We start from the raw sequence: 21,336 nt of genomic DNA, 5'->3' as shown, positions 1-21,336 counted from the left end.
GCGGCTATCAGGGTAAATACCTAAATCGCTAATTCACTGTTGACCGAATCCGTACAATTGGCGGGCATGCGGCTGAATCGTCGGAGGATTATCGACGCATCCGCACCCAATAGGCGGTGGCGGGTTCGGGGCCAGCCGCCAGCATCGGTGGAGCGATCAAGCGCTCGCTACTGCGAACTGCTGGCCGCGTCGGGCGAAACCGGTGCAGGCGTGGGCGCCGGCGCCGGTACCGCAGAAGGCGCGGCGGCCGGTGCGGAGCCGACGCTCCCGCCGCCCGGGTTGAGCGGGCTCGTCGCGCTGCCGCCCGCGGCCGGCGGCTGTACGGGCTGCGGCTGCGGCTGCGACGACTGCGACGCGCCTGCCGACAACGCAGCGGCCGATGCCGCCACTTCCGATGCCGGAATCCACTCCTCGACGATGCCGCCGGATGCAGCCTCGGGCGCCGATGCCGCAGCAGCAGCCGACGCCGCACCGTCGTCCGCCTCCGGCTGCCGCTCGATCCGCTGCGGCCTGACCGGCGCCGGCGCCTTCTTCGGCTCGGACCCGAACCAGCCGTCGAACAGGTCCGTCACGCGTTCGCGCGCCGACGCGAACCAGCCGGGCGACGGCTCGGTATCGAATTTCAGCTTCGTGTCGACGATCCGTGCACGCTGCGCGCGCTGGAAGAAGTCGCCGACGATCGGCAGCGCGCTGTGCGCGCCTTGCCCCCAGTAGTCGCTGCGCAGCGTCACGCGGCCGTCGTCGAAGCCGACCCACGCGCCGGCGACGAGCCCCGGCTGCATCAGGATGAACCAGCCGTCCGCGTTGTCCTGCGTGGTGCCGGTCTTGCCGGCCACGTCGCCGCGAACCCCGAAGCGCGTGCGGATGCTGCTGCCGGTGCCGCGCGTCACGACGTCGCGCATCACGTCGAGCAGCGTCTTGTCGGTTTCGGCGTCGAGCGCGCGCTCGGGCGGCGCCGGCGTGTATTCGGCGAGCACGTCGCCGTGGCGGTTCTCGATGCGCGTCACCATTTGCGGCTCGACGTACAGCCCGCCGTTCGCGATCGTCGCGTACGACGCGACCATTTCCTTCAGCGTCACGGGGCTCGTGCCGAGCGCGAGCGACGGCACGCGCTCGAGCGGGCTTTCGCGCACGCCCATGTCGCGGGCCAGCCGCGCGACCGCCGACGGGCCGACCTTCTCCATCACCTGCGCGGTGATCCGGTTGCGCGACAGCGCGATCGCATCGCGCAGCGTCATCGGCTTGCCGGTGGGCGGCACGTCGTCGTTCGGCCGCCAGATCTCGCCGCCCTTCAGCGGAATCTCGACCATCTGGTCGATGAACGTGTCGTCGGGCTTCATCCCGTTCGCGAACGCGACGCCATAGACGAACGGCTTGAACGTCGAGCCCGGCTGACGCCGTGCCTGCGCGACGTGATCGAACGGCTCGCTCGTGAAGTCGCGGCTGCCGACCCACGCGCGGATCTGCCCGTCGCGCGGATCGATCGCGACGAAGCCGGCCTGCACGTTGGTCTTCGCCTTGCACAGCGCGCGCATGAAGCCGCGATCGGCCGCGAGCTGCTTCATCGCCGCCGCATCGTCCTTGCCGGCATCCTGCGCGGCCTTGTACTCGGGCGACTCGCGCATGAACGTGCGGAACACCTCGTTGTCGGTGCCGCAGCCGTCGCGGCCGCTCCATGCGTTGTTCGCAATGCCCTGCAGCTGGTTCGCCTGCTGCGTCAGCGCCTGGGTCGCCATCTGCTGCAGCCGCGCATCGATCGTGGTACGCACGATCAGCCCGTCCGAATAGATGTTGTAGTCGTTGCGGTCGGCCCAGCCGATCAGCCATTTGCGCAGTTGCTGCGCGAAATGCGGTGCGGGCCCCGGCGGTTCCTTCTGGCGCTCGAAGTCGATGCGCAGCGGGCGCCGCTGCAGTTGCGCGAACTGCGCGGGCGACAGCTTGCCGTACTTCACCATCTGGCCGAGCACGGTGTTGCGCCGCTGCAGCGCACGCTCGGGGTTCAGCACCGGGTTGTAGTAGCTGTTGCCCTTCAGCATCCCGACGAGCGTCGCGCTGTCGAGCACGTCGAGCTCGTCGGCCGACTTGTCGAAATAGGTGCGTGCGGCCATTTCGACGCCGTACGCGTTGTACAGGAACGGCACCGTGTTCAGGTAGGTCTCGAGGATCTGGTCCTTGCTGTACACGGCCTCGATCTTCAGCGCGGTGATCGCCTCCTTCACCTTGCGCGTGAGCGTCGGCGCGCGGCCGATCTCGTCCGGATACAGGTTGCGCGCGAGCTGCTGCGTGATCGTCGAGCCGCCCTGGCGGTCGCCCGAGAACGTATGGAGCGCGGCCGACGCGGTGCGCTTCCAGTCGAGGCCGTGATGCTCGTAGAAGCGGTGATCCTCGGTCGCGATCAGCGCGTCGACCATGTGCGGCGAAATCTGCTTGAGCGACACCCATTCGCGGTTCGACGGCTTGAATTCCGCCAGCAGCTTGCCGTCGGCGGACAGCACCTGCGCCGGCTGGTCGACACGCGCCTTGCGGATGTCGCCGATGCCCGGCGTGAACGGAATCAGCGCCAGCACGTACAGCACGAACAGCGCCGGCACGGCGGCGGCGGCGCGCAGCACGCCGCGGCGCGTCGGATGACGGACATGGTGCCGGGCAACGGCCAGCACACGCTTGATGGACACGGCGGCAGCGGCCGCGACGGGTTGGGCGCGCGCGACCCATTTGGCACAGAGGTCACGCACTGACGACACGTTTCGGCGATTCACGCGGATGGGGGATCTGCTGGAAAGGCTGCATCGTACCAAAAGTCGCGCGGCCCGCCGGCTGGCGGGCTTCCGCGCCCGTCCGAATCGCGTCCGGTCGCGCATCGCCGCAACAAAAAAGGCGCGCGCCCCGCAGCGGGACGACGCGCCAGGCCTGGTACGACCCGGTAGCGCGCGCCGCTGCTCAGCGCACGAGAAAACCGTAGGTCAGCGGATCGCGCTCGTCGACGATCCAGTTCGCGAACCCGCAGATGTGCGCGCTGCCCTCCACTTCCGGGATCACGGCCGGGATGTCGCCGACCGTCGTTTCGCGCAGCACGCGGCCTTTGAACACCGTCCCGACGATCGACTCGTTGACGAGCGTCTCGCCGGCCGCGAGCAGCCCGCGCTGGTACAGCTGCGCGACGCGTCCGCCGGTGCCGGAGCCGGTCGGCGAGCGATCGACCTCGCGGTCCGCGAACACGCAGCAGTTCGCCTGCGTCGAGCCCGGATGGCGCGGCGCGTTCGCGACGATCGTGCCGTAGATGTGGTTGATTTCCGGAATCTGCGGATGCACGACCGGATACTTCGCGTTCGCGGCGGCCTTCACTTCCGCGCCGAAGCGGATCAGCCTTTCCACCGCCGCCTCGCGCACCGGCAGGTCGAACGGCGCACCGTCGACGTAGAAATAGAACGCGCCGCCGTACGCGATGTCGCCGGTCACGGTGCCGAACGACGGCGTGTCGACCGACACGTCGCGCCGCCAGATGAACGACGGCACGTTGACGAAGCGCACCGGGCCCGCGTGCTCGCCGTCCCATTTGACGAACGCTTCGATGAAGCCGCACGGCGCGTCGATGCCCACGCGCGTCTCCGGCACGGTGCGCTGCACCCAGCCCAGCTCGACCGCCGCCGTCGACAGCGCGATCACGCCGTGTCCGCAATGGTCGCTGTAGCCTTCGTTGTGCACGAAGATCACGCCGAAATCCGCGTTCGGCGACACCGGTTCGGTCAGGTAGCCGCCATACATGTCGGCGTGGCCGCGCGGCTCGAACATCAGCGCGCGGCGGATCTCGTCGGCGTTTTCCTTCAGCCACGCGCGGCGCTGGACGATCGTGTCGCCCGGCAGGCGCGGCAGCCCGCTCGTGACGATGCGGAACGCTTCGCCGCCGGTATGGACTTCGACGGTGGAAAGGGATCGGGAAATTTTCATTGAGAATCGAAAGCGTAAAGACGAAGGACGGCGCCGCGGCGCCGTCCGGTGACGATTACTTCGCGTACGGCACGGGCAGCCCGTCGCGGATCACGTAGACGGTGGTCGGCGCGCCCTTCAGGTCGCCGCGTTCGTCGAACGCGTACGTGCCCGCGACGCCCGCATAGTTGGTCTTCGCGAGCTGCGCGATCAGCTTCGCCTTGTCGGTGGTCGTGCCGGCCTTGACCATCGCGTCGGCGAGCAGCTTCATGCCGTCGTAGTAGTTGACGCCGTAGACCTGCGTATCGGTGTGATAGGTGTCGTGGTACTTCTTCAGGAATTCGCGGCCGGCCGGCGTCTTCTCGAGCGCGACGCCGCCCTGCGCGCAATAGACGATCGACGCGGCCTCGCCGGCGACCTTGCCCATGTCGGCCGAGCAGATGCCGTCGCCGCCGAGCAGCTTCGCGCGCAGGCCGCGCTGCTTCATCTGCTTCGCCATCGGCGCGCCCTGCGCCGCATAGCCGCCGAGGAAGATCACGTCGGGGTTGCTGGCCTTGATCTTGGTGAGGATGCCGAGGAAGTCGGTGGCCGACGAGTTCGTGTACTCCTGGTCGACGATCCTGATCCCGTTCGCCTTCGCGACGTTCATGAACTGTTCGGCGACACCCTGCCCGTACGCGGTGCGATCGTCGATCACGGCGGCGGTTTTCGCGTGCAGCGTCTTCGCGGCGAAGGTGGCCATCGTGCCGCCGAGCTGTTCGTCGCTCGCGCCGATCCGGAAGATGTTCTTGAAGCCCTGCCGCGTGAGCGCCGGGTTCGACGCGACCGGCAGCATCGGCACACCGGCATTCGCGTACACGCGCGACGCGGGAATCGCGACGCCGGAGTTGTACGGCCCGAGCACCGCGACGACGCCCTGGTCGACCAGGTTCTGTGCGACCTGCACGCCGGCCTTCGGGTCGGCCTGGTCGTCCTCGGACACGAGCTTGAACGTGACCGTCTTGCCGGCCACCTTCACGCCCGCCTTGTTCAATTCGTCGACGGCGAGGCGCGCGCCGTTTTCATTGTCCTTGCCGTTCGCGGCCTGCGGGCCGGTGAGCGGCGCCGAATGGCCGATCGTCACGACTTCCTGCGCGTGCGCGGCAGTCAGCGAGCCGGCGGCTACGGCCACCGAGAGCACGGTCATGAGGTGTCGCATCGCGTCTCCTGATTGGTTTTGTGTGAAACCAATGTAGGACACGCGTGGTCACCGTGCAAGCAGTTTCAAAATGTTTGTCGCGGTTCTGGTCGATTTCAAAACCACCATGCCGACGTGCGGCCCGTTCGAAGTCACTTCGGCGCGATGTCGCGCCGCACGCGCCGAATGTGCTGCTCGACGTAGAACGCGGCCGCGTCCGCGTCGCCGGACACGATCGCCTCGTAGATCAGCCGGTGCTCGGACACGTAGAGCCGGATGCGGCCCGCGTCGTAGATGCCGTCGTCCTTCAGCCGCTTCCATAGCGGCTGGTCCATCGTCTTCGCGACTTCGTCCGCGATCTTCACGATCAGCGCATCGCCGGTCATCAGCGCGAGCTGCCGGTGGAACAGCCGGTCGCTCTCGTTCCACAGCGCGCGCTGCTGCGGATCGTCGATGTCGGCGACGGTTTCCATCTGCGCGAGATAGCGTTCGGCAACGGGATCGGCACGGCCGTGCGACGCCGCAAGCCGCGCGATCGCGGGCTCGAGGATGAGCCGCACGTCGAGCGTCGACGTCGGGCTGAAGTCCGCAGCGGACGCGTCGCGCGCGTCGCCCCGCTGCGCGAGCACGTCGAGCGGCGCCGACACGACGTAGGTGCCCGAATTGCGCTTGGTGAACACCAGCCCTTCGTTCTGCAACGCGCCGAGCGCCTCGCGCACGGCCGGCCGGCCGACCTGGAACAGCGCCGCGAGTTCGCGCTCCGACGGCAGCCGCGAATCGGCCGGATAGCGGCCCGCGCGGATCTCGTCGCGGATCTTCTCGGCGACCTGTTCGTAGATCTGCAGCGGCCGGAAACCGGCTTCGAGCGATTCGGGACGCGCGGACATCATCTGGGGCTCCTGCCCGGTCGGGACGGTGGTTCGGGAATGGGTTCGCACTATACCGAAGCCGCACCGGTACCGGTATGCGTGGCGCCCGTCTGGACCGATACTAGAACCAAAAGCGCCGATCCGCTTGATTTTCCGGCTTGCAGGCTGCCCAGTAACTGGTATAGATTCGATCCACGATACCGCCATCGCGATGACGGCGGCTTCCGGGGCGAGCGCGCGCTGCGCCCGTCGTCCACGCTCACACGACACAACCCACCGACACGATGACCGCTCTCTCCCGGATTCCCGCCTTCGATGCCGCCGAAACGGCCGCGCTGCTCGACTACCCGGCGTTGCTCGCCACGCTGACGCACACGGTCGCCGAATACGCGGCCGGCGAAATCGTCAGCCCCGAGCGGCTCGTCGTGCCGCTGCAGGCGGGCGGCGTGATGCTGTCGATGCCGTCGAGCGCGCGCGACCTCGCGAGCCACAAGCTCGTGAACGTATGCCCCGGCAACGGCGCGCGCGGCCTGCCGACGATCCTCGGCCAGGTCGCCGCGTACGACGCGACGTCGGGCGAAATGCGCTTCGTGCTCGACGGCCCGACGGTCACCGGGCGTCGCACGGCGGCCGTCACCGCGCTCGGGATTCAGGCGCTGCACGGGGCCGCGCCGCGCGACATCCTGCTGATCGGCACCGGCAAGCAGGCGGCCAATCACGCGGAAGCGCTGACGGCGATCTTTCCGGATGCGCGGCTGCACGTGCGCGGCTCGCGCGCGGGCAACGCGGCCGCGTTCTGCGCCGCGCACCGCGCGCAGGCGCCGCAACTCGCGCCGCTCGACGGCGACGCCGTTCCCGATGCGATCGACGTCGTCGTCACGCTGACGACGAGCCGCACGCCCGTCTATCGCGAAGCGGCGCGCGAAGGCCGGCTCGTGGTGGGCGTCGGCGCGTTCACCGCGGATGCCGCCGAAATCGACGCCGACACCGTGCGCCACAGCCGGCTCGTCGTCGACGATCCGGCCGGCTCGCGCCACGAGGCCGGCGACCTGATCGTCGCGCAGGTCGACTGGCTGCAGGTCGCATCGCTGGCCGACGTGCTGGCCGGCCGGTTCGAGCGCCGCGGCCCGCTGCTGTTCAAGACCGTCGGGTGCGCCGCGTGGGATCTCGCCGCATGCCGCACGGCCCGCGACGCGCTGGACGCGCGGCAGCGCGGCTGATTCGGCGACGACACCGGCACAACGACGGCAACGACGGCACAACAACGCCGCCGCTCCCCGCATTGGCGGCTACGCCCGCACCGCGGATACGCCGATACGGCGCACGCACCGCGCTGCCGGTTCCCCGTACGCGTTGTAGGAAACGCCCTACAACGCGGCGAAGCGGCCTACACAAACTTCCAACTCGGCCGATTTCATTTTTGGCGGCGCAACACGATACTGCGCGCATGAATGCCAGCCTGCCACCCGATGCCGCGCTCAGGGTATTCCTCGTCGATCACGCCGTCGCCGTCCGGCAGCGGATCGCGCTGCTCGTCGGCGCGATCAGCGGTGTCGTGGTCGTCGGCGAAGCCGAAGACGGCCAGGACGCGTGGCTGCAGATCGTCAGCAGCCGCGCGGACGTGGTGATCGTCGACCTGCGGCTCGCGGACGGCAGCGGTCTCGAGCTGATCGGGATGCTGTCGAAGGCCGCGCCGAAGGTCGTCACGATCGTGCTGACGAACCACTCGGCGCCGGCATTCAGAGAGGCATGTGCGGCAGCCGGCGCCGATCATTTCTTCGACAAGACCGCCGAATTCGACGCTGCATGCCGCGTCATCGAATCCCTGGTGCACGCTCGCGCGCGCCACCCCTGACCGAGCCGGAGTGACTCATGTCTACCGCCACCGCCTGCGCCCCGCCCGTCGCGCGCCGGCCCGCGATTCCGCTTCATGCGGTCGCACGCACCGACGTCGCCAAACATCCGGCTGCGCGCTGCTCGGTCTGCGCGATGCGCTCGATGTGCCTGCCGCCGGACCTCACCGCCGACGAGTACGGCCGGCTCGACGCGATCATCTGCTCGACCCGGCACGTCCGCCAGGGCGACGCGCTGTTTCGCACCGACGATCCGTTCCAGAGCATCTATGCGGTCCGTGCGGGGTCGTTCAAGACGGTGATGATGCATCGCGACGGACGCGAACACGTGACCGGCTTCCAGATCGCCGGTGAAACGCTCGGGATGGACGGCATCGGCGGCGGCCGGCACTGCTGCGACGCGATCGCGCTTGAGGACAGCGTCGTGTGCATCATCCCGTTCGGCGCGCTCGAGGCCGCGTGCCGCGAAATGAAGCCGATGCAGCACTTTCTGTATCAGATGCTGAGCAGCGAGATCGTCCGCGAATCGACCCAGATGCTGCTGCTCGGCACGATGTCGGCCGAGCAGCGCGTCGCGCATTTCCTGCTGAACCTGTCGTCGCGTTTCGAGGCGCGCGGCTATTCGGCATCGGAATTCAACCTGCGCATGACGCGCGAGGAAATCGGCTGCTATCTCGGCATGAAGCTCGAGACGGTCAGCCGGATGTTCTCGCGGTTCCATCGCGACGCGCTCGTCGAAACGCGCGGCAAGCGTGTGCGGATCATCGACGCGCAGGCGCTCGCGGAAGTCTGACCGACGCGGCACGCGTCACGGCGCGACCGCCGGCAGCCCGGATGCGCCGGAAGCGCCGGAAGCGGTTCATACGCTGAACGTCTGCGATGCCTTCATTTCGATCCATGTCATCCCGGCCCGCAGCCCCTCGATCGCGGCCTCGTGCTCGGTCGCGTACGCGTGACTGTGCTCGAACGTATGATGAAAGCGCGCCGGCCCCGAGCCATGCTCGACCGACACGCGGCAGCGGAACTCGCCGGATTCGCACGGCCGCGTCTCGATTTCGACCGACCAGTCGCGTTCATGAAGCGTGCCTTGCAGTGTCATGCGCCCTCCTGCGGTGTCAGTCGCCGATCCGGAAATGACCGCTGTGCAGCAGCACCGGCCGGCCGCCGATTTCATCGAGCATTCGTCGTGCCATCGCCTCGATCGCCGACCGATGCGCTTCGAACGCCTCCAGCAAGTCGCGTTCGAGCAGCGACGGCGCGCCGAAATGGTCTTCCAGCGCTTCGGCCGTGATCGCGCACTGCACGCAGCGGCCGTCGACCAGCGCCGAAAACGCGACGACCAGATCGCGTGCGCAATATTCGGGCGGTTCCGGTGGAAAGGCAATCTGCATCTGTCCGCGTGTCATCGTCGGGAGATCCCGTGACATCCATGACATGAGCATAGCGGCCCGCCTCGCCGCACGCTTGACCCACGTCAACCGGCTCGCTGCGCCGCACGATGCGGCGCGTCATCGCGCGGCCGGACGCGGTTCAGCCCGCGTCGGCGTCGATTGCCGCACCGCGCTCCGCCAGCAGCTCGCGCAGCACGCTGCGATGGCAGCGGCGCTCGTCCTCGCAATAGCAGCCGAGCGAGAATGCGCTCGTCGCCGACAGCGCGGCGAGCAGGTCCAGTACCTTCGGCGCGTCGCCATGCGCCATCTCCGCGCGGAAGTGGCGCGTGAACGCGCGCCATTCGGCGTCGGTTTCGGCAGCCAGCGCCTGCGCGACGAGTTCGGGGCTCGGCGACAGCGTCGGCAACCATACATCATAGTAGTTGCGCGTCGCGAATTCCGCCTTCGGTACGCCGCGCGGCGGCCGCCGCACCGTGCCGATCCTCACGCCCTCGCCGGCCGCGCGCGGCGAGCCGAGCCGTACGATCCGAATTGCCATGCCGCTCCTTCGTCGTGAATGCGCTGCGCTCGATCCGTCATCGTAACGCCGCGCCGCCGGCGCGCAACAAAAAACCGGCTGCCTCCGCGCGGGAGACAGCCGGTTTCGACGCTGCAGCCGCAGCGCCCGCAGGCGCGCCGGTCAGACGCCGCTCTTCAGCACCTTGCCGATCGCGTCCGCGACGATGCCGACGTTCGAATCGTTCAGGCCCGCGACGCACATGCGGCCCGAACGCAGGATATACACGCCGTGCACTTCGCGCAGCGCGTCGACCTGCGATTCGGTCAGGCCCGTGTACGTGAACATCCCGCGCTGCTTCACGTAGCGCGTCAGCGCTTCGCCGCTGACGTGGTCGCGCAGGCCGTCGTGGATCGACTGGCGCATGCGGGCGATGCGGCGGCACATCGCGGCGAGCTCTTCTTCCCACTGCTTGCGCAGCGCGGGCGTGTTGAGCACGGTCGCGACGACCTTCGCGCCGTAGGTTTGCGGGTTGCTGTAGTTCGAGCGCACCGCGCCGGCCAGCTGGCCCAGCACGCGCTCGGCAGCCGCCGCATCCTCGCAGACGACGCTCAACCCGCCGACGCGCTCGCCGTACAGCGAGAAGTTCTTCGAGAACGAGTTCGCGACGAGTGCCGGCACGCCGCGGCGGGCCAGTTCGCGCACCGCGAACGCGTCCGCATCGAGGCCCGCGCCGAAGCCCTGGTACGCCATGTCGACGAACGGCAGCAGCCCGCGCGCCTCGATCACGTCGATCAGCTTCTCCCATTGGCCTTCGTCGAGGTCGACGCCGGTCGGGTTATGGCAGCACGCGTGCAGCAGCACGACGCTGCGCGCCGGCAGCGCGTCGATCGCCGCGAGCATCGCGTCGAACTTCAGGCCGCCGGTCGCTTCGTCGTAGTACGGGTACGTGTTCACCGTGAAGCCCGCGCGCTCGAAGATGAAGCGGTGGTTTTCCCAGCTCGGGTCGCTCAGCCACACCTGCGCGTCCGGGAAATAGCGCTTCAGGAAATCGGCGCCGACCTTCAGCGCGCCCGAGCCGCCGAGCGTCTGCACGGTCGCGATGCGGCCGGCCGCCCGCGCCGGGTGATCGGCGCCGAACACCAGCGCCTGCACCGCGTCGCGATACGCGGCGAGGCCGACCATCGGCAGATACGGCCTCGGGCCGAGGTCGCGCTGCAGCGCGGTTTCGGCTTCGCGCACGGCATCCATCACCGGAATCCGGCCTTCGGCATCGAAATAGATGCCGATGCTCAGGTTGACCTTCTGATCGCGCGGATCTTTCTGGAAGTTCTCGTTGAGCGTCAGGATCGGATCGCCCGGGTACGCGTCGATGTGTTCGAACATGGCTATGTCGGTCTCGTTTGGAAGAATGGTCGGGGTGCCTGTGTCGGCGACGTCAGCGCACGGACGCGCGGTCGCGCAACGCGTAGCCGGCATTCTTCTGACGGAAGCGATACCCGATCGCGAGCACCGCGAGCCATACGGGGATCAGGTACACCGACAGGCGGAGGTCCGGCGTCAGGTACATCACGACGAGAATGCCGGCCATGAACGCCAGGCACAGGTAATTCGTGAAAGGATAGCCCAGACTGCGGAAGGAAGTCTGCTCCCCGGCGATGCGCTTGGCCTGGCGGAACTTCAGGTGGATCAGCGTGATCATCGCCCAGTTGATGATCAGCGCCGACACGACGAGGCCCATCAGCACCTCGAACGCCTTGCCCGGCATGAAGTAGTTGACCAGCACGCACACGCCGGTCGCGAGCGCCGACGCGCCGAGCGCGGCGAGCGGAATGCCGCGCTGGTTCACCGAGCACAGCACCTTCGGCGCATTGCCCTGCTTCGCGAGGCCGAACAGCATCCGGCTGTTGCTGTACACGCCGCTGTTGTAGACCGACAGCGCGGCCGTCAGCACGACGACGTTCAGCACGTTCGCGACCATGTTGCTGCTGAGCGCATGGAAGATCAGCACGAACGGGCTGCCGCCGGTGACGACCTTTTCCCACGGATACAGCGACAGCAGCACGGCGAGCGCGCCGATGTAGAAAATCAGGATCCGGTAGATCACCTGGTTCGTCGCGCGCGGAATGCTGCGCTTCGGATCGTCGGCCTCGGCCGCGGTGATCCCGATCAGCTCCAGCCCGCCGAACGAGAACATGATCGCCGCCATCGACATTACGAGCCCCGACACGCCGTTCGGGAAGAAGCCGCCGTGCTGCCACAGGTTCGCGACGCTCGCCTCCGGCCCCGCATGGCCGCTCGCGAGCAGCCAGCCGCCGAAGCCGATCATCCCGACGATCGCCGCGACCTTGATGATCGAGAACCAGAATTCCGTCTCGCCGTACGACTTCACGCTCGCCAGGTTCAGCAGGTTGATCGCGACGAAGAACACCAGCGCGGACACCCAGGTCGGCACGCCGGGCCACCAGTACTGCACGTAGATCCCGACGGCCGACAGCTCGGCCATGCTGACGAGGATGTACAGCACCCAGTAGTTCCAGCCGGACAGGAAGCCGGTGAAGTGGCCGACGTATTTGTCGGCGAAGTAGCTGAACGAGCCGGCGACGGGCTCGTCGACGACCATCTCGCCGAGCTGGCGCATGATGAAGAACGCGACGACGCCGGCCACCGCGTAACCGAGCAGCACGGACGGGCCGGCCATCTTGATCGTCTGCGCGATGCCGAGGAACAGCCCCGTGCCGAGCGCGCCGCCGAGCGCGATCAGCTGGATGTGCCGGTTCTTCAGCCCCCGCTTCAGGCCGTCCTTCTCGTTTCCAGAAACCATGTCTTCTCCACTCTGTCCGCCTCCGCCGGAAGCGGTGCGGCGCGCCTCGGTGTGCCGGGCGCTGTTTTACTGTGCCGGCCGCCGTTCGTGGGGCCGCCGGGTTGGGGACTGCAATCTTCGCGCGGCGACGCCCGATTCCTGTCCGCAGGCCCGCCGGACCGGCCGCCGACCGTCGCTGTCGCCCGCATTGCTGCGGCCGCACACGAAAATCCGGCGTCAGTTTAGCGTCGCGACGGCGAAATCGGGTTGCGTAACCCGCTCATGCAAACCCTACATTATGAGATAAGATTGCATCCAGGAGACAGATGAGGAAACAAAAATGCCTGAACCGGTTCTCGATCGCATCGATCGCCACTTGCTGTCGGTGTTGCAGGAGAACGGCCGCGCGTCGAACCTCGACCTCGCGAAGGCCGTCGGCCTGTCGCCCGCGCAGACGCTGCGGCGCCACCGCCGGCTCGAGGAAATCGGCGCGATCCGCCGTTACGAAACGCGTCTGTGCCCCGATACGCTCGGGTTCGGCGTCACCGCGTTCGTGCACGTGACGATGGAGCGCGGGCATATCCGCGACCTGTCGAAGTTCCAGAAACTCGTGTCGGATCTCGCGCAGATCCAGGAGTGCTTCTCGGTCACCGGCGACATCGACTACGTGCTGAAGGTCGTCGCGCACGACCTCAAGGGGCTGTCGACGTTCCTGCTCGAGACGCTGATGCGCATCCCCGGCGTGAGCGGCGTGCATTCGAGCGTGTGTCTCGACGAGATCAAGTGCACGAGTGCGATGCCGGTGGAGAGTTGACGCGACGGGCCGCGCGCTGCCGGGCAGCCGCGCTCAGTGAACCGCCTCGAACGCGCCGATCAACAGCGCCCCGCACGCAATCACCAGACACCCGCCCGCGCGGCGCGGCGTCAGCCGCTCGCCGAGATAGACCCGCGCGATCAGCGCCGCGAACACCACGCTCGTTTCGCGCAGCGCGGACACCGGCCCCATCGGTGCGCGATCCATCGCCCAGATCACGATCCCGTACGCGAGCGCCGCGAACACGCCGCCGCACGCGGCCTTCGCCGTTTCGCCGACATCCTGCGCAAGCCGCAACGGGCCTGCGCGCAACCGGTAGTACGCGGCCATCAGCAAGCCCGTCAGCACGAACATCCACGCGGTATAGCCGACCGTGCTGCCGCTTTCGCGCACGCCGATCCCGTCGACCACGCTGTACGCGGCGATCGACACGCCGGTCGCGAACGCGGTCGGCAACACCTGCGTCATCCGGTGCCGCGCATCGCGTCCGCGCCCGAGTCCGATCGCCATGATGCCCGCGCAGATCAGCACGAGCCCGCACTGCGCGCCCGCATTCAGACGTTCGCCGGCAAACGTCGCGGCGCCCAGCGTGACGAGCAGCGGCGCGGTGCCGCGCGCGACCGGATACGCGACGGTCAGGTCGCCGTGCTCGTACGCGCGCACCAGCAGCAGCGTATAGACGACGTGAATCACCGCCGACGCGACGACGCACGCCCAGCTCGCCGGCACGATCGGCGCCGCGGCCGGCAGGAACAGCAGCGCGAACAGCCCGATCGCGATCTGCAGCACCGTGGCCGAGCGCAGCCGGTCGCCGCTGCTGCGCACGAGCGCATTCCATGACGCATGCAGGAACGCGGCACACAGGACGGCGAACAAAACGGGAATCGGCACGCTGAATACTCGCTGACGGCCGGCAACGCGAAATCGTCGCCGCAGGCCGACCATCGTATGAATGCGTCACGGGATTGTCAAAAAAGCGCGCCGGCCCGCCTGCCGGCCGAATCCATCCGCCGCTCGCCGTCGCCCGGCCCACGCGGCGGCGGCGGCCGCGATCTCGCGCGCGGACGGCCGTGTCGCAACGATGGCATCCGGTCCGTCCCTTTCCGGTTTCTTTCGGTGCGCCGCGTGCCGTAATGAAATCGATACCGCGGCGCAACCGTCGCGAAACCGCTCCGCCCCCATATCTTCATACCGGGCTGTTCCAATGCCGGTGCTCTCTCACGATCACACGCTCCGCGCCGAACCGACACGGCGACGGCGCCGGTCTCCACCATCGAAAAACCTACCTGGAGTTTCCCGATGTTCCGTCAAGCCTTGCTCGTCACCGCCTGCGCCGGCGCAGCGCTTGCGCTGTTCGCCTGCGGCGGCAGCGACGATCCCACGTCGACGCCGGCCGTGTCGTCGCAGGACGCGCTGCAGACCGCCACGCCGATCAAGCACGTCGTCGTGATCTACGGCGAAAACGTGTCGTTCGACCATTACTTCGGCACCTACCCGAACGCGTCGAACCCGGCCGGCGAACCGGCGTTCACCGCGAAGGCCGGCACGCCGACGGTCAACGGGCTGACGGGCACGCTGCTCACCGCGAACCCGAACTTCACGAACACGGCCAACGGCACCGACGCCGCGAACCCGTTCCGCCTCGATCGCACGCAGGCCGCGACCGCCGACCAGAACCACGCGTACACGGCCGAGCAGCAGGCCGAGGACAACGGCCTCGCCGACCTGTTCCCGAAATACACCGGCAAGGGCTCGTCCGGCGGCGCCGGCGCGTTCGGCACGAAGGGCCAGGTGATGGGCTACTTCGACGGCAACACCGTCACCGCGCTGTGGAACTACGCGCAGCGCTTCGCGATGAGCGACAACGCGTACACGACGGTGTACGGCCCGTCGACGCCGGGCGCGCTGAACGTCGTGTCGGGCCAGACCAACGGCATGCAGATCGTCAAGACGTCGAAGCAGCCGTCGACGCTCGCGGCCAGCTCGTACTACATCAACGACGGCCAGGGCGGCTTCACGATGATCAACGACGTCGATCCGGGCTTCGACGTGTGCTCGAGCACGACCGACCAGGCGATGATGACCGGCAAGAACATCGGCGACCTGCTGAACGGCGCGAAGATCACGTGGGGCGGCTTCATGGGCGGTTTCAACCTGTCGACGACCAACAGCAACGGCACGACCGGCTGCAACCGCAGCACCGTCGCCACCGCCGTGAACGCCGCGACGGCCGACTACATCCCGCACCACAACTGGTTCCAGTACTACGCGTCGACCGCGAACCCGCAGCACACGCGCCCGAGCTCGGTCGCGGCGATCGGTTCGAGCGTCGAAGCCGACGGCAAGACCGCCGAACCGGCCAACCACCAGTACGACACCGACGACTTCTTCGCGGCCGTGAAGGCCGGCAACTTCCCGTCGGTCAGCTTCCTGAAGGCGCCGGCCGCGCAGGACGCGCACGCGGGCTACTCGGATCCGCTCGACGAGCAGGCGTTCGTCACGAAGGTCGTCAACTTCCTGCAGCAGCAGCCCGACTGGCAGAACACGGCCGTGATCGTCACCTACGACGACTCGGACGGCTGGTACGACCATGCGTACACGGCGCCGACGCGCGCATCGTCGGATGCGGTCGACCAGGTCAACGGCAACGGCAAGTGCGGCTCGGGCGGCACCACCGGCGTGAACGGCGGCACGGTGAACGGCCGCTGCGGCCCCGGCGTGCGCATCCCGCTCGTCGTGATCTCGCCGTACGCGAAGCAGAACTACGTCGACCACACGATGATCGACCAGGCGTCCGTCGTGCGCTTCATCGAGGACAACTGGCTCGGCGGCCAGCGCATCGGCGGCGGTTCGTTCGACGCGACGGCGGGCGACCTGCGCGGGCTGTTCGATTTCGCGTCGAAGCCGAACACCGCGCCGCTGTATCTCGATCCGACGCAAGGCACCGTGCTGAGCGCGGCGCCGTCGATCTGACCGGCATCGCATAACCGGTAGCGGCAAGCAGCAGGCCGGCGCATCGTGCGCCGGCCGTTTCCATTCAATGCGCCGCCTTTGCGCGGCATCCGACTTTCGATCGACAGCATGACAGCTCGTCCCGCGTTCCCGCCTCCCGATGCGTCCGGCGCTTCCGGTACCACTGCGCCGCGCGCCCCTGCCCGCGTGCTGCGTCGCGCGGCATTCGTGCTCGGCGCGGCCGTGCTCGGCTACGGCGCGTTCGCAATCGCGTTTCCGGCCCGTACGCCGGCGGCGATCGGCGACGTCGTCGCGGACTGGACGGGCGCGAACGCGCATCCGGTCGTGTTGCAGCGCCCCGCCGCGCAGCCGCTGTCCGCGGTCGCGCAGCTCGGGCGCGCGCTGTTCGTCGATCCGTCGCTGTCTGCGTCCGGCAAGCAGTCGTGCGCGTCGTGTCACAGCCCCGATCATGCGTACGGGCCGCCGAACGCGCTCGACGTGCAGCCGGGCGGCCTCGCGATGACGCAGCAGGGCTACCGCCCGCCGCCGTCGCTGATGTACCTGTACCGGCAGCCGAACTTCAGCATCGGCCCCGATGCCGGCGAAAACGACGCGGCGCCGAGCGTCGCGCAGCAGGCCGCGTCGGCGGCCGGCGTCGTCAAGGCGCAGAAGGTGGCCGGCACGGCCGCCGCGCCGCAACTCGTGCCGCAAGGCGGGATGTTCTGGGACGGCCGCGCCGATACGCTGCAGCAGCAGGCGTTCGGGCCGCTGCTGAACCCGGTCGAAATGGCGAACGCGAGCATCGACGACGTTGCGCGCAAGCTCGCGCAGTCGTCGCATCGGGCGCAGTTCGAGCAGCTGTTCGGGCCGCGCGTGTTCTCCACGCCGCAGCTCGCGGTGTCGGAGGCGATGTTCGCGATCGCGCGGTACCAGGTCGAAGATCCGTCGTTCCATCCGTACAACAGCAAGTACGACCGCTGGCTCGAAGGGCGTGCGCGCCTCACGCAGGCCGAGTTGCGCGGGCTGCGGCTCTTCAACGATCCGGACAAGGCGAACTGCGCGGGCTGCCACTTGTCGAAGCCGGGCAAGGACGGCTTGCCGCCGATGTTCACCGACTACCAGTACGAGGCGCTCGGTGTGCCGCGCAACCAGGCGCTCGCGCAGAACCGCAACCCCGAGTTTCACGATCTCGGCGTGTGCGGGCCGTTCCGCGACGACCTGAAGGACCAGACGCAGTATTGCGGGATGTTCCTCACGCCGACGCTGCGCAACGCGGCGACGCGCCAGGTGTTCTTCCACAACGGCGTGTTCCATACGCTCGACCAGGTGATGGCGTTCTACAACGAACGCAGCATCTCGCCGCAGAAGTTCTACTCGCGCGGCGCGGACGGCAAGGTCGACGTGTACGACGACATCCCGGCGAAGTACCGCGCGAACGTCGACGTGACGGATGCGCCGTTCGATCGCAAGCCCGGCGACAAACCCGCGATGACCGAGCAGGACATCAAGGATATCGAAGCGTTTCTCGGTACGCTGACGGACGAGCCGGTACGCTGACGGTTGGCTGTCGGTTGCCGCTCGCGCCCGCGGTGGGGGGCAGCCGCGCGTGCGGGATCAGCAGTTCGATTCGTAAGCTTGACTAGCGTCGGGGACGACTTGTCGGACGCCTGTCCCCCTTGATTCGTCTCCGCGGGCTGCGGAGTCGGTTCGACGAATACTCGTCCCGCCCGTTCGCTTTCGGCAACCGCGCTGCACTAGCGGAGCAGCGCAACGTTCTCGTCGATTCGGCGCTGAATGTCCGTCAAGGTGTCTTCGGTGATGATTTCCTCGTAGCGGCGCTTCGCAATGGCCGAAAACTGGCTGGCCACGCCGCACATTCCGTCGATCATGTCGCCGGCAGCAGCTGCGGGGAGCTCCGCTTCCTTTGCCAGTCCCAGCAATGCCGCTCGGTCGATCCGCAACGCCTCGCCCATGACGTCCATTTGGTGGTAACCGCCCGGCCCCTCGCAGAACGTCACATCGTAGGCCGGCGCGAGCTTCCAATCGCCGGATCGCGACATGACGTACGCGAAGTTTTTCGGATGATCGTCGCGATTGTTGAACGCGACATTGAACACAGCCCGTTCAAACGCCCGCGCCCTCTCGCGTACGTCGTTGGTGCACATGTGCGTCGCGCGCAAGAAGTTCACGTAATCGAGCGCACCCGGCGTTTTGTAATCGGCACCGGTAAACGCCGCAACGCTTTGCATGGGCACGCGCAGACCGTCCAGTCGATCGAAACGCCGGGACGCAAATGCCGCCATCCCGTCAGGCAAATTGAAATGCAGCGTGTCGGGAGTCTCGATGCCGCACATGCGCAAGCACTCGGCGTAGACCATTTCGATCGCGCACACCTCGGGATGCTCGTGCCGAGCGGGGAACTTGACCAACCACGCGTCAAACCCCGCCACCGCGGCCGTGGTAAATGTGCCGGACTGCGGATCACGATAGACCAGCGCCTTTGGCCTGGCGCCTTGCGGCGAGCCGCCGACCTGCAGCAGTCGATGAAGGAATTCGCCGCCGTCACCATCGAGGACGTCCTGGACCTCGGCCGCGAGCCGATCGAGAGGAATATCCGGCTGCGGTGCCCGGATCTCGGGCGCGACGGGCTCGAACGACATGGCGCCCATTGCGTGGTTGCCAATGTACGCCAACCGCTCCAGCGGCCCGATGCGTGCAGCGTTGAGACCGCGGCGTTTGAAGAGGCGGTCCATCAGCAGCATGCCCCATCCGTCGGGCAGCGCGTCATAGACGGGTCCCGGCAATCCAAGGTGGTGGGCCGGAAAGTCCTTGCGCAGCCTCGCCCCATCCAATGGGAGCGCATAAGACGACAGTTCCAGCCCCCTCTTGCGCGCGTCATCGCTGTATTCGAATACGATCAGCGGGCGCCCGGTGATCGCTGTCGTAGAAACCATCGATCCCCACAGCCAGTGTTCCCCCCAGCCGTCGTAATAGACATCGATCCGCTCGATCATTGTTCGTTGCCCCTCTTGACGCGCCGGCGTTTGGCACTTTCTTCGTACCGGCGAACGTCTTCCAGGCTATCGAGCCTCGGCAGGAACAATCCTTCGAGTTCCTTGCTTCGTCCCAGCACCATCGCGACACGGACGACCGTCTCGAGGCTCACATTGCGGCCGGCTTCCAGATTGGACACGGTATTGACGCCGACGCCGGCACGGGCGGCCACGTCGCTCTGCGTCAGCTGCAACGCCAGACGCTCGGTGCGAAGCCGCGCGCAAAGCAGTGCGACGATTTCGTCGGGTTTGCGGAAGCTTAATTCCAACATAGTGGGTCTTGTGTCGCGATATCGCTCATAACTCACAATATTATAGAGTTATGGACGAAGTGCGTGCAAGAAGAGTTATTCCCGCTTGTTGGGTCTTACGGCCGGATTTTCGATGCCAAGCCACTTCATGACGGAATTATGCCTCGCGACCCGTGCGCTTCGCGCATCGGGAAGAAGCAGTCCAAACACGCCAACGCGTGGCGCGGTTCGTCACATTCTCCGATACGTAGATGTGACCTGCCGTGGACCAGCTAGCGAGCAGCCGCCTCCGTCGTGCTGACGGCCGCGATCGCATTCTGCCGCCGCTCCGCCAATTGCTGCGCGAACCGGTACGCGACGAGCGAACCGGCGACGGCCAGCAGCATCGGCACGAGGCTGTCGTGATTCGCGCGCGTGAATTCGAGCACCAGCACGACAGCCGTGATCGGCATCTGCATCGAAGCGGCGAGAAACGCGGTCGCACCGACCAGCGCGCATCCGCCGATCGACGCCCCGGGCCACGCGACGCTCCACAGCCCGCCGAGCACGACGCCGAGCAGCGCGCCGTTCGCGAGACCGGGCGTCAGCAGCCCGCCTTCGGCACCGGCGCGCAGGCTGGCTGCCTCGATCGCCACCTTCAGCACGAGCAGCGTCGCCGCGAGGCCGATCGTCAGCGTGCCGTCGAACCCCAGCGACGCCGGCCCCTTGCCGTTGCCGAGCAACTGCGGAAACCGCATCGCGAGCATGCCGATCACCGCGAAGTTGACCAGCGCGAGCACCGGCAGCAGCCGGCCCTTCGGCGCATCGGCGCGTGCGCGCGTCGTGAGCCGCACGAAGCCGTACGCGGCGAAACCGAACAGCGGCCCGCAGACGATCGACCATGCGGCGAGCGGCGTGCTCGGCACGAACGCCGGCACCGTGTACTGGTGTTCGTTGCCGAGGCCGATCCACGCGACGACGGCCGCGATCGCCGACGTGACCACGGCGACCACCAGCGCGCGCAATTCGAACGTGCCGAGCAGCACTTCGAGCACGAATACCGCACCGCCGAGCGGCACGTTGTAGACGGCCGCGAGGCCGGCACCTGCGCCGCACGCGACCATCAGCCGGCAGTCGGCCGGCGTCAGCCCCGCGCGGTGCGCGAGCTGGCCGGCCAGCAGCGCGCCGATCTCGCGCGGCGCGACTTCACGGCCGAGCGGCGACCCGAGCGCGACCGTGACGATCTGCAGCAGCGCGTGAACCGTCGTGCTGACGAACGGCATCCGCGAATCGGCCGCGCGCACAGCGCGACGGATGCTGACGAGCGGCCGGCCGTAGCGGTACAGCGCCCACCAGCCGCCGCCGGCGACGAGCCCGCAAACGGCGAGCACCGCGACGCGGCGCAGCGGGTCGGCCCGGCTCACGCCCGTGAGGAAGCTCTCGGTGCCGACCGCGTGCGCGAGGCTGTAGCCATACGCGACGTGCTGGATCGCGTGCAGCAGCAGCGCAAGCAGCATCCCGCCGAACCCCGCGCCGACGCCGGTCAGGATCGTGACGGCAGCCATCCGCGCGAACGGACTGGCGAACGGACTGGCGGACGGCGAAGCAGATGCAGGAGCGGACGGGAGATCGAGGCGCATGGAATCGGCGAACGAGAGTCGGAAGGACGGCGCGCACCGCGCACGCCGCTGTCAGGACCGCATCGTAGGCGCCTGCCTCTCATGAGACAAACGTATTTTTTCGATCAACTCATGTGTTTTTCGCATACGAC

The 21,336-nt window shown here is 67.7% G+C and carries 19 protein-coding genes; 6 read left to right on the top strand and 13 right to left on the bottom strand.

The window, feature by feature from the left end; genetic code table 11:
* Positions 1–167: 167 nt before the first annotated feature.
* From Q3A80_RS10320 to Q3A80_RS10305, 4 genes are all read right to left on the bottom strand, one after another.
* Positions 168–2,735 (bottom strand): penicillin-binding protein 1A, encoded by a 2,568-nt coding sequence (locus Q3A80_RS10320; RefSeq protein WP_446328944.1) that lies wholly within the window; start codon positions 2,733–2,735, stop codon positions 168–170.
* Positions 2,736–2,940: 205 nt separating this feature from the next.
* Positions 2,941–3,948, bottom strand: coding sequence for a trans-3-hydroxy-L-proline dehydratase (gene lhpH / locus Q3A80_RS10315; RefSeq protein ID WP_446328943.1), 1,008 nt, complete (start codon positions 3,946–3,948; stop codon positions 2,941–2,943).
* 55 nt (positions 3,949–4,003) lie between these two features.
* Positions 4,004–5,125, bottom strand: a complete 1,122-nt coding sequence (locus Q3A80_RS10310; protein ID WP_446328942.1) for a branched-chain amino acid ABC transporter substrate-binding protein — start codon at positions 5,123–5,125, stop codon at positions 4,004–4,006.
* A 131-nt stretch (positions 5,126–5,256) separates the two neighbouring features.
* The gene (locus Q3A80_RS10305) at positions 5,257–5,994 is read right to left on the bottom strand and encodes a FadR/GntR family transcriptional regulator (protein WP_446328941.1); all 738 of its coding nucleotides are present in this window, start codon (positions 5,992–5,994) and stop codon (positions 5,257–5,259) included.
* 263 nt (positions 5,995–6,257) lie between these two features.
* On the opposite strand from Q3A80_RS10305, the gene lhpI reads away from it, so the two are divergent.
* The 3 genes from lhpI to Q3A80_RS10290 all read left to right on the top strand — a co-directional run bounded on the left by lhpI (position 6,258) and on the right by Q3A80_RS10290 (position 8,619).
* Entirely contained in the window at positions 6,258–7,193 is a 936-nt protein-coding gene (gene lhpI, locus Q3A80_RS10300) for a bifunctional Delta(1)-pyrroline-2-carboxylate/Delta(1)-piperideine-2-carboxylate reductase (RefSeq protein WP_446328940.1), read from the top strand.
* A 227-nt stretch (positions 7,194–7,420) separates the two neighbouring features.
* Entirely contained in the window at positions 7,421–7,828 is a 408-nt protein-coding gene (locus tag Q3A80_RS10295) for a response regulator (protein ID WP_446328939.1), read from the top strand.
* Positions 7,829–7,845: 17 nt separating this feature from the next.
* Positions 7,846–8,619, top strand: coding sequence for a helix-turn-helix domain-containing protein (locus Q3A80_RS10290; protein ID WP_446328938.1), 774 nt, complete (start codon positions 7,846–7,848; stop codon positions 8,617–8,619).
* A gap of 66 nt (positions 8,620–8,685) precedes the next feature.
* Here the strand turns inward: Q3A80_RS10290 and Q3A80_RS10285 are convergent, their stop codons facing one another.
* The 5 genes from Q3A80_RS10285 to Q3A80_RS10265 all read right to left on the bottom strand — a co-directional run bounded on the left by Q3A80_RS10285 (position 8,686) and on the right by Q3A80_RS10265 (position 12,537).
* The gene (locus Q3A80_RS10285; RefSeq protein WP_446328937.1) at positions 8,686–8,925 is read right to left on the bottom strand and encodes a UDP-glucose 4-epimerase; all 240 of its coding nucleotides are present in this window, start codon (positions 8,923–8,925) and stop codon (positions 8,686–8,688) included.
* Positions 8,926–8,941: 16 nt separating this feature from the next.
* A complete protein-coding gene (locus tag Q3A80_RS10280; protein WP_446328936.1) occupies positions 8,942–9,232 on the bottom strand; it encodes a DUF1488 domain-containing protein in 291 nt (96 codons plus the stop codon).
* 124 nt (positions 9,233–9,356) lie between these two features.
* Entirely contained in the window at positions 9,357–9,755 is a 399-nt protein-coding gene (locus tag Q3A80_RS10275) for a DUF488 domain-containing protein (RefSeq protein ID WP_446328935.1), read from the bottom strand.
* Positions 9,756–9,896: 141 nt separating this feature from the next.
* Entirely contained in the window at positions 9,897–11,099 is a 1,203-nt protein-coding gene (locus tag Q3A80_RS10270) for an amino acid aminotransferase (RefSeq protein WP_446328934.1), read from the bottom strand.
* Positions 11,100–11,151: 52 nt separating this feature from the next.
* Entirely contained in the window at positions 11,152–12,537 is a 1,386-nt protein-coding gene (locus tag Q3A80_RS10265; RefSeq protein ID WP_446328933.1) for an amino acid permease, read from the bottom strand.
* A gap of 319 nt (positions 12,538–12,856) precedes the next feature.
* Between Q3A80_RS10265 and Q3A80_RS10260 the strand changes: the two genes are divergently transcribed.
* A complete protein-coding gene (locus Q3A80_RS10260) occupies positions 12,857–13,330 on the top strand; it encodes an Lrp/AsnC family transcriptional regulator (protein WP_006479071.1) in 474 nt (157 codons plus the stop codon).
* A gap of 33 nt (positions 13,331–13,363) precedes the next feature.
* Here Q3A80_RS10260 and Q3A80_RS10255 read toward each other — a convergent pair whose 3' ends face one another.
* Positions 13,364–14,275 carry an EamA family transporter gene (locus tag Q3A80_RS10255; RefSeq protein ID WP_446328932.1) on the bottom strand — a complete coding sequence of 304 codons (912 nt, stop codon included), beginning with the start codon at positions 14,273–14,275 and terminating at the stop codon, positions 13,364–13,366.
* A gap of 354 nt (positions 14,276–14,629) precedes the next feature.
* Here Q3A80_RS10255 and Q3A80_RS10250 point away from each other — a divergent pair, with 354 nt between their 5' ends.
* Complete coding sequence (locus Q3A80_RS10250) at positions 14,630–16,303, top strand: phospholipase C (protein WP_446328931.1); 1,674 nt, start codon at positions 14,630–14,632, stop codon at positions 16,301–16,303.
* 108 nt (positions 16,304–16,411) lie between these two features.
* Positions 16,412–17,839 carry a cytochrome-c peroxidase gene (locus tag Q3A80_RS10245; RefSeq protein WP_446328930.1) on the top strand — a complete coding sequence of 476 codons (1,428 nt, stop codon included), beginning with the start codon at positions 16,412–16,414 and terminating at the stop codon, positions 17,837–17,839.
* 197 nt (positions 17,840–18,036) lie between these two features.
* Here Q3A80_RS10245 and Q3A80_RS10240 read toward each other — a convergent pair whose 3' ends face one another.
* The 3 genes from Q3A80_RS10240 to Q3A80_RS10230 all read right to left on the bottom strand — a co-directional run bounded on the left by Q3A80_RS10240 (position 18,037) and on the right by Q3A80_RS10230 (position 21,205).
* Positions 18,037–19,296 carry a type II toxin-antitoxin system HipA family toxin gene (locus Q3A80_RS10240; protein ID WP_446328929.1) on the bottom strand — a complete coding sequence of 420 codons (1,260 nt, stop codon included), beginning with the start codon at positions 19,294–19,296 and terminating at the stop codon, positions 18,037–18,039.
* Entirely contained in the window at positions 19,293–19,607 is a 315-nt protein-coding gene (locus Q3A80_RS10235) for a helix-turn-helix domain-containing protein (RefSeq protein ID WP_446328928.1), read from the bottom strand. Before Q3A80_RS10235 ends, Q3A80_RS10240 begins: the two co-directional genes overlap by 4 nt.
* A gap of 251 nt (positions 19,608–19,858) precedes the next feature.
* Positions 19,859–21,205 (bottom strand): chloride channel protein, encoded by a 1,347-nt coding sequence (locus Q3A80_RS10230; protein WP_446328927.1) that lies wholly within the window; start codon positions 21,203–21,205, stop codon positions 19,859–19,861.
* Between the last annotated feature and the right edge of the window lie 131 nt (positions 21,206–21,336).

The sequence above is a fragment of the Burkholderia sp. SR8 genome, assembly GCF_052851275.1.
The sequence above is the reverse complement of the archived record's forward strand: the minus strand, read 5'-3'. Positions and strand labels throughout refer to the sequence as shown.

What these genes read in the sequence shown, in the direction of transcription:
- lhpH (WP_446328943.1), bottom strand. Translation starts at nt 3,948, where the DNA reads ATGAAAATTTCCCGATCCCTTTCCACCGTCGAAGTCCATACCGGCGGC.
- Q3A80_RS10310 (WP_446328942.1), bottom strand. Translation starts at nt 5,125, where the DNA reads ATGCGACACCTCATGACCGTGCTCTCGGTGGCCGTAGCCGCCGGCTCG.
- Q3A80_RS10305 (WP_446328941.1), bottom strand. Translation starts at nt 5,994, where the DNA reads ATGATGTCCGCGCGTCCCGAATCGCTCGAAGCCGGTTTCCGGCCGCTG.
- lhpI (WP_446328940.1), top strand. Translation starts at nt 6,258, where the DNA reads ATGACCGCTCTCTCCCGGATTCCCGCCTTCGATGCCGCCGAAACGGCC.
- Q3A80_RS10295 (WP_446328939.1), top strand. Translation starts at nt 7,421, where the DNA reads ATGAATGCCAGCCTGCCACCCGATGCCGCGCTCAGGGTATTCCTCGTC.
- Q3A80_RS10290 (WP_446328938.1), top strand. Translation starts at nt 7,846, where the DNA reads ATGTCTACCGCCACCGCCTGCGCCCCGCCCGTCGCGCGCCGGCCCGCG.
- Q3A80_RS10285 (WP_446328937.1), bottom strand. Translation starts at nt 8,925, where the DNA reads ATGACACTGCAAGGCACGCTTCATGAACGCGACTGGTCGGTCGAAATC.
- Q3A80_RS10280 (WP_446328936.1), bottom strand. Translation starts at nt 9,232, where the DNA reads ATGACACGCGGACAGATGCAGATTGCCTTTCCACCGGAACCGCCCGAA.
- Q3A80_RS10275 (WP_446328935.1), bottom strand. Translation starts at nt 9,755, where the DNA reads ATGGCAATTCGGATCGTACGGCTCGGCTCGCCGCGCGCGGCCGGCGAG.
- Q3A80_RS10270 (WP_446328934.1), bottom strand. Translation starts at nt 11,099, where the DNA reads ATGTTCGAACACATCGACGCGTACCCGGGCGATCCGATCCTGACGCTC.
- Q3A80_RS10265 (WP_446328933.1), bottom strand. Translation starts at nt 12,537, where the DNA reads ATGGTTTCTGGAAACGAGAAGGACGGCCTGAAGCGGGGGCTGAAGAAC.
- Q3A80_RS10260 (WP_006479071.1), top strand. Translation starts at nt 12,857, where the DNA reads ATGCCTGAACCGGTTCTCGATCGCATCGATCGCCACTTGCTGTCGGTG.
- Q3A80_RS10255 (WP_446328932.1), bottom strand. Translation starts at nt 14,275, where the DNA reads ATGGTCGGCCTGCGGCGACGATTTCGCGTTGCCGGCCGTCAGCGAGTA.
- Q3A80_RS10250 (WP_446328931.1), top strand. Translation starts at nt 14,630, where the DNA reads ATGTTCCGTCAAGCCTTGCTCGTCACCGCCTGCGCCGGCGCAGCGCTT.
- Q3A80_RS10245 (WP_446328930.1), top strand. Translation starts at nt 16,412, where the DNA reads ATGACAGCTCGTCCCGCGTTCCCGCCTCCCGATGCGTCCGGCGCTTCC.
- Q3A80_RS10240 (WP_446328929.1), bottom strand. Translation starts at nt 19,296, where the DNA reads ATGATCGAGCGGATCGATGTCTATTACGACGGCTGGGGGGAACACTGG.
- Q3A80_RS10235 (WP_446328928.1), bottom strand. Translation starts at nt 19,607, where the DNA reads ATGTTGGAATTAAGCTTCCGCAAACCCGACGAAATCGTCGCACTGCTT.
- Q3A80_RS10230 (WP_446328927.1), bottom strand. Translation starts at nt 21,205, where the DNA reads ATGCGCCTCGATCTCCCGTCCGCTCCTGCATCTGCTTCGCCGTCCGCC.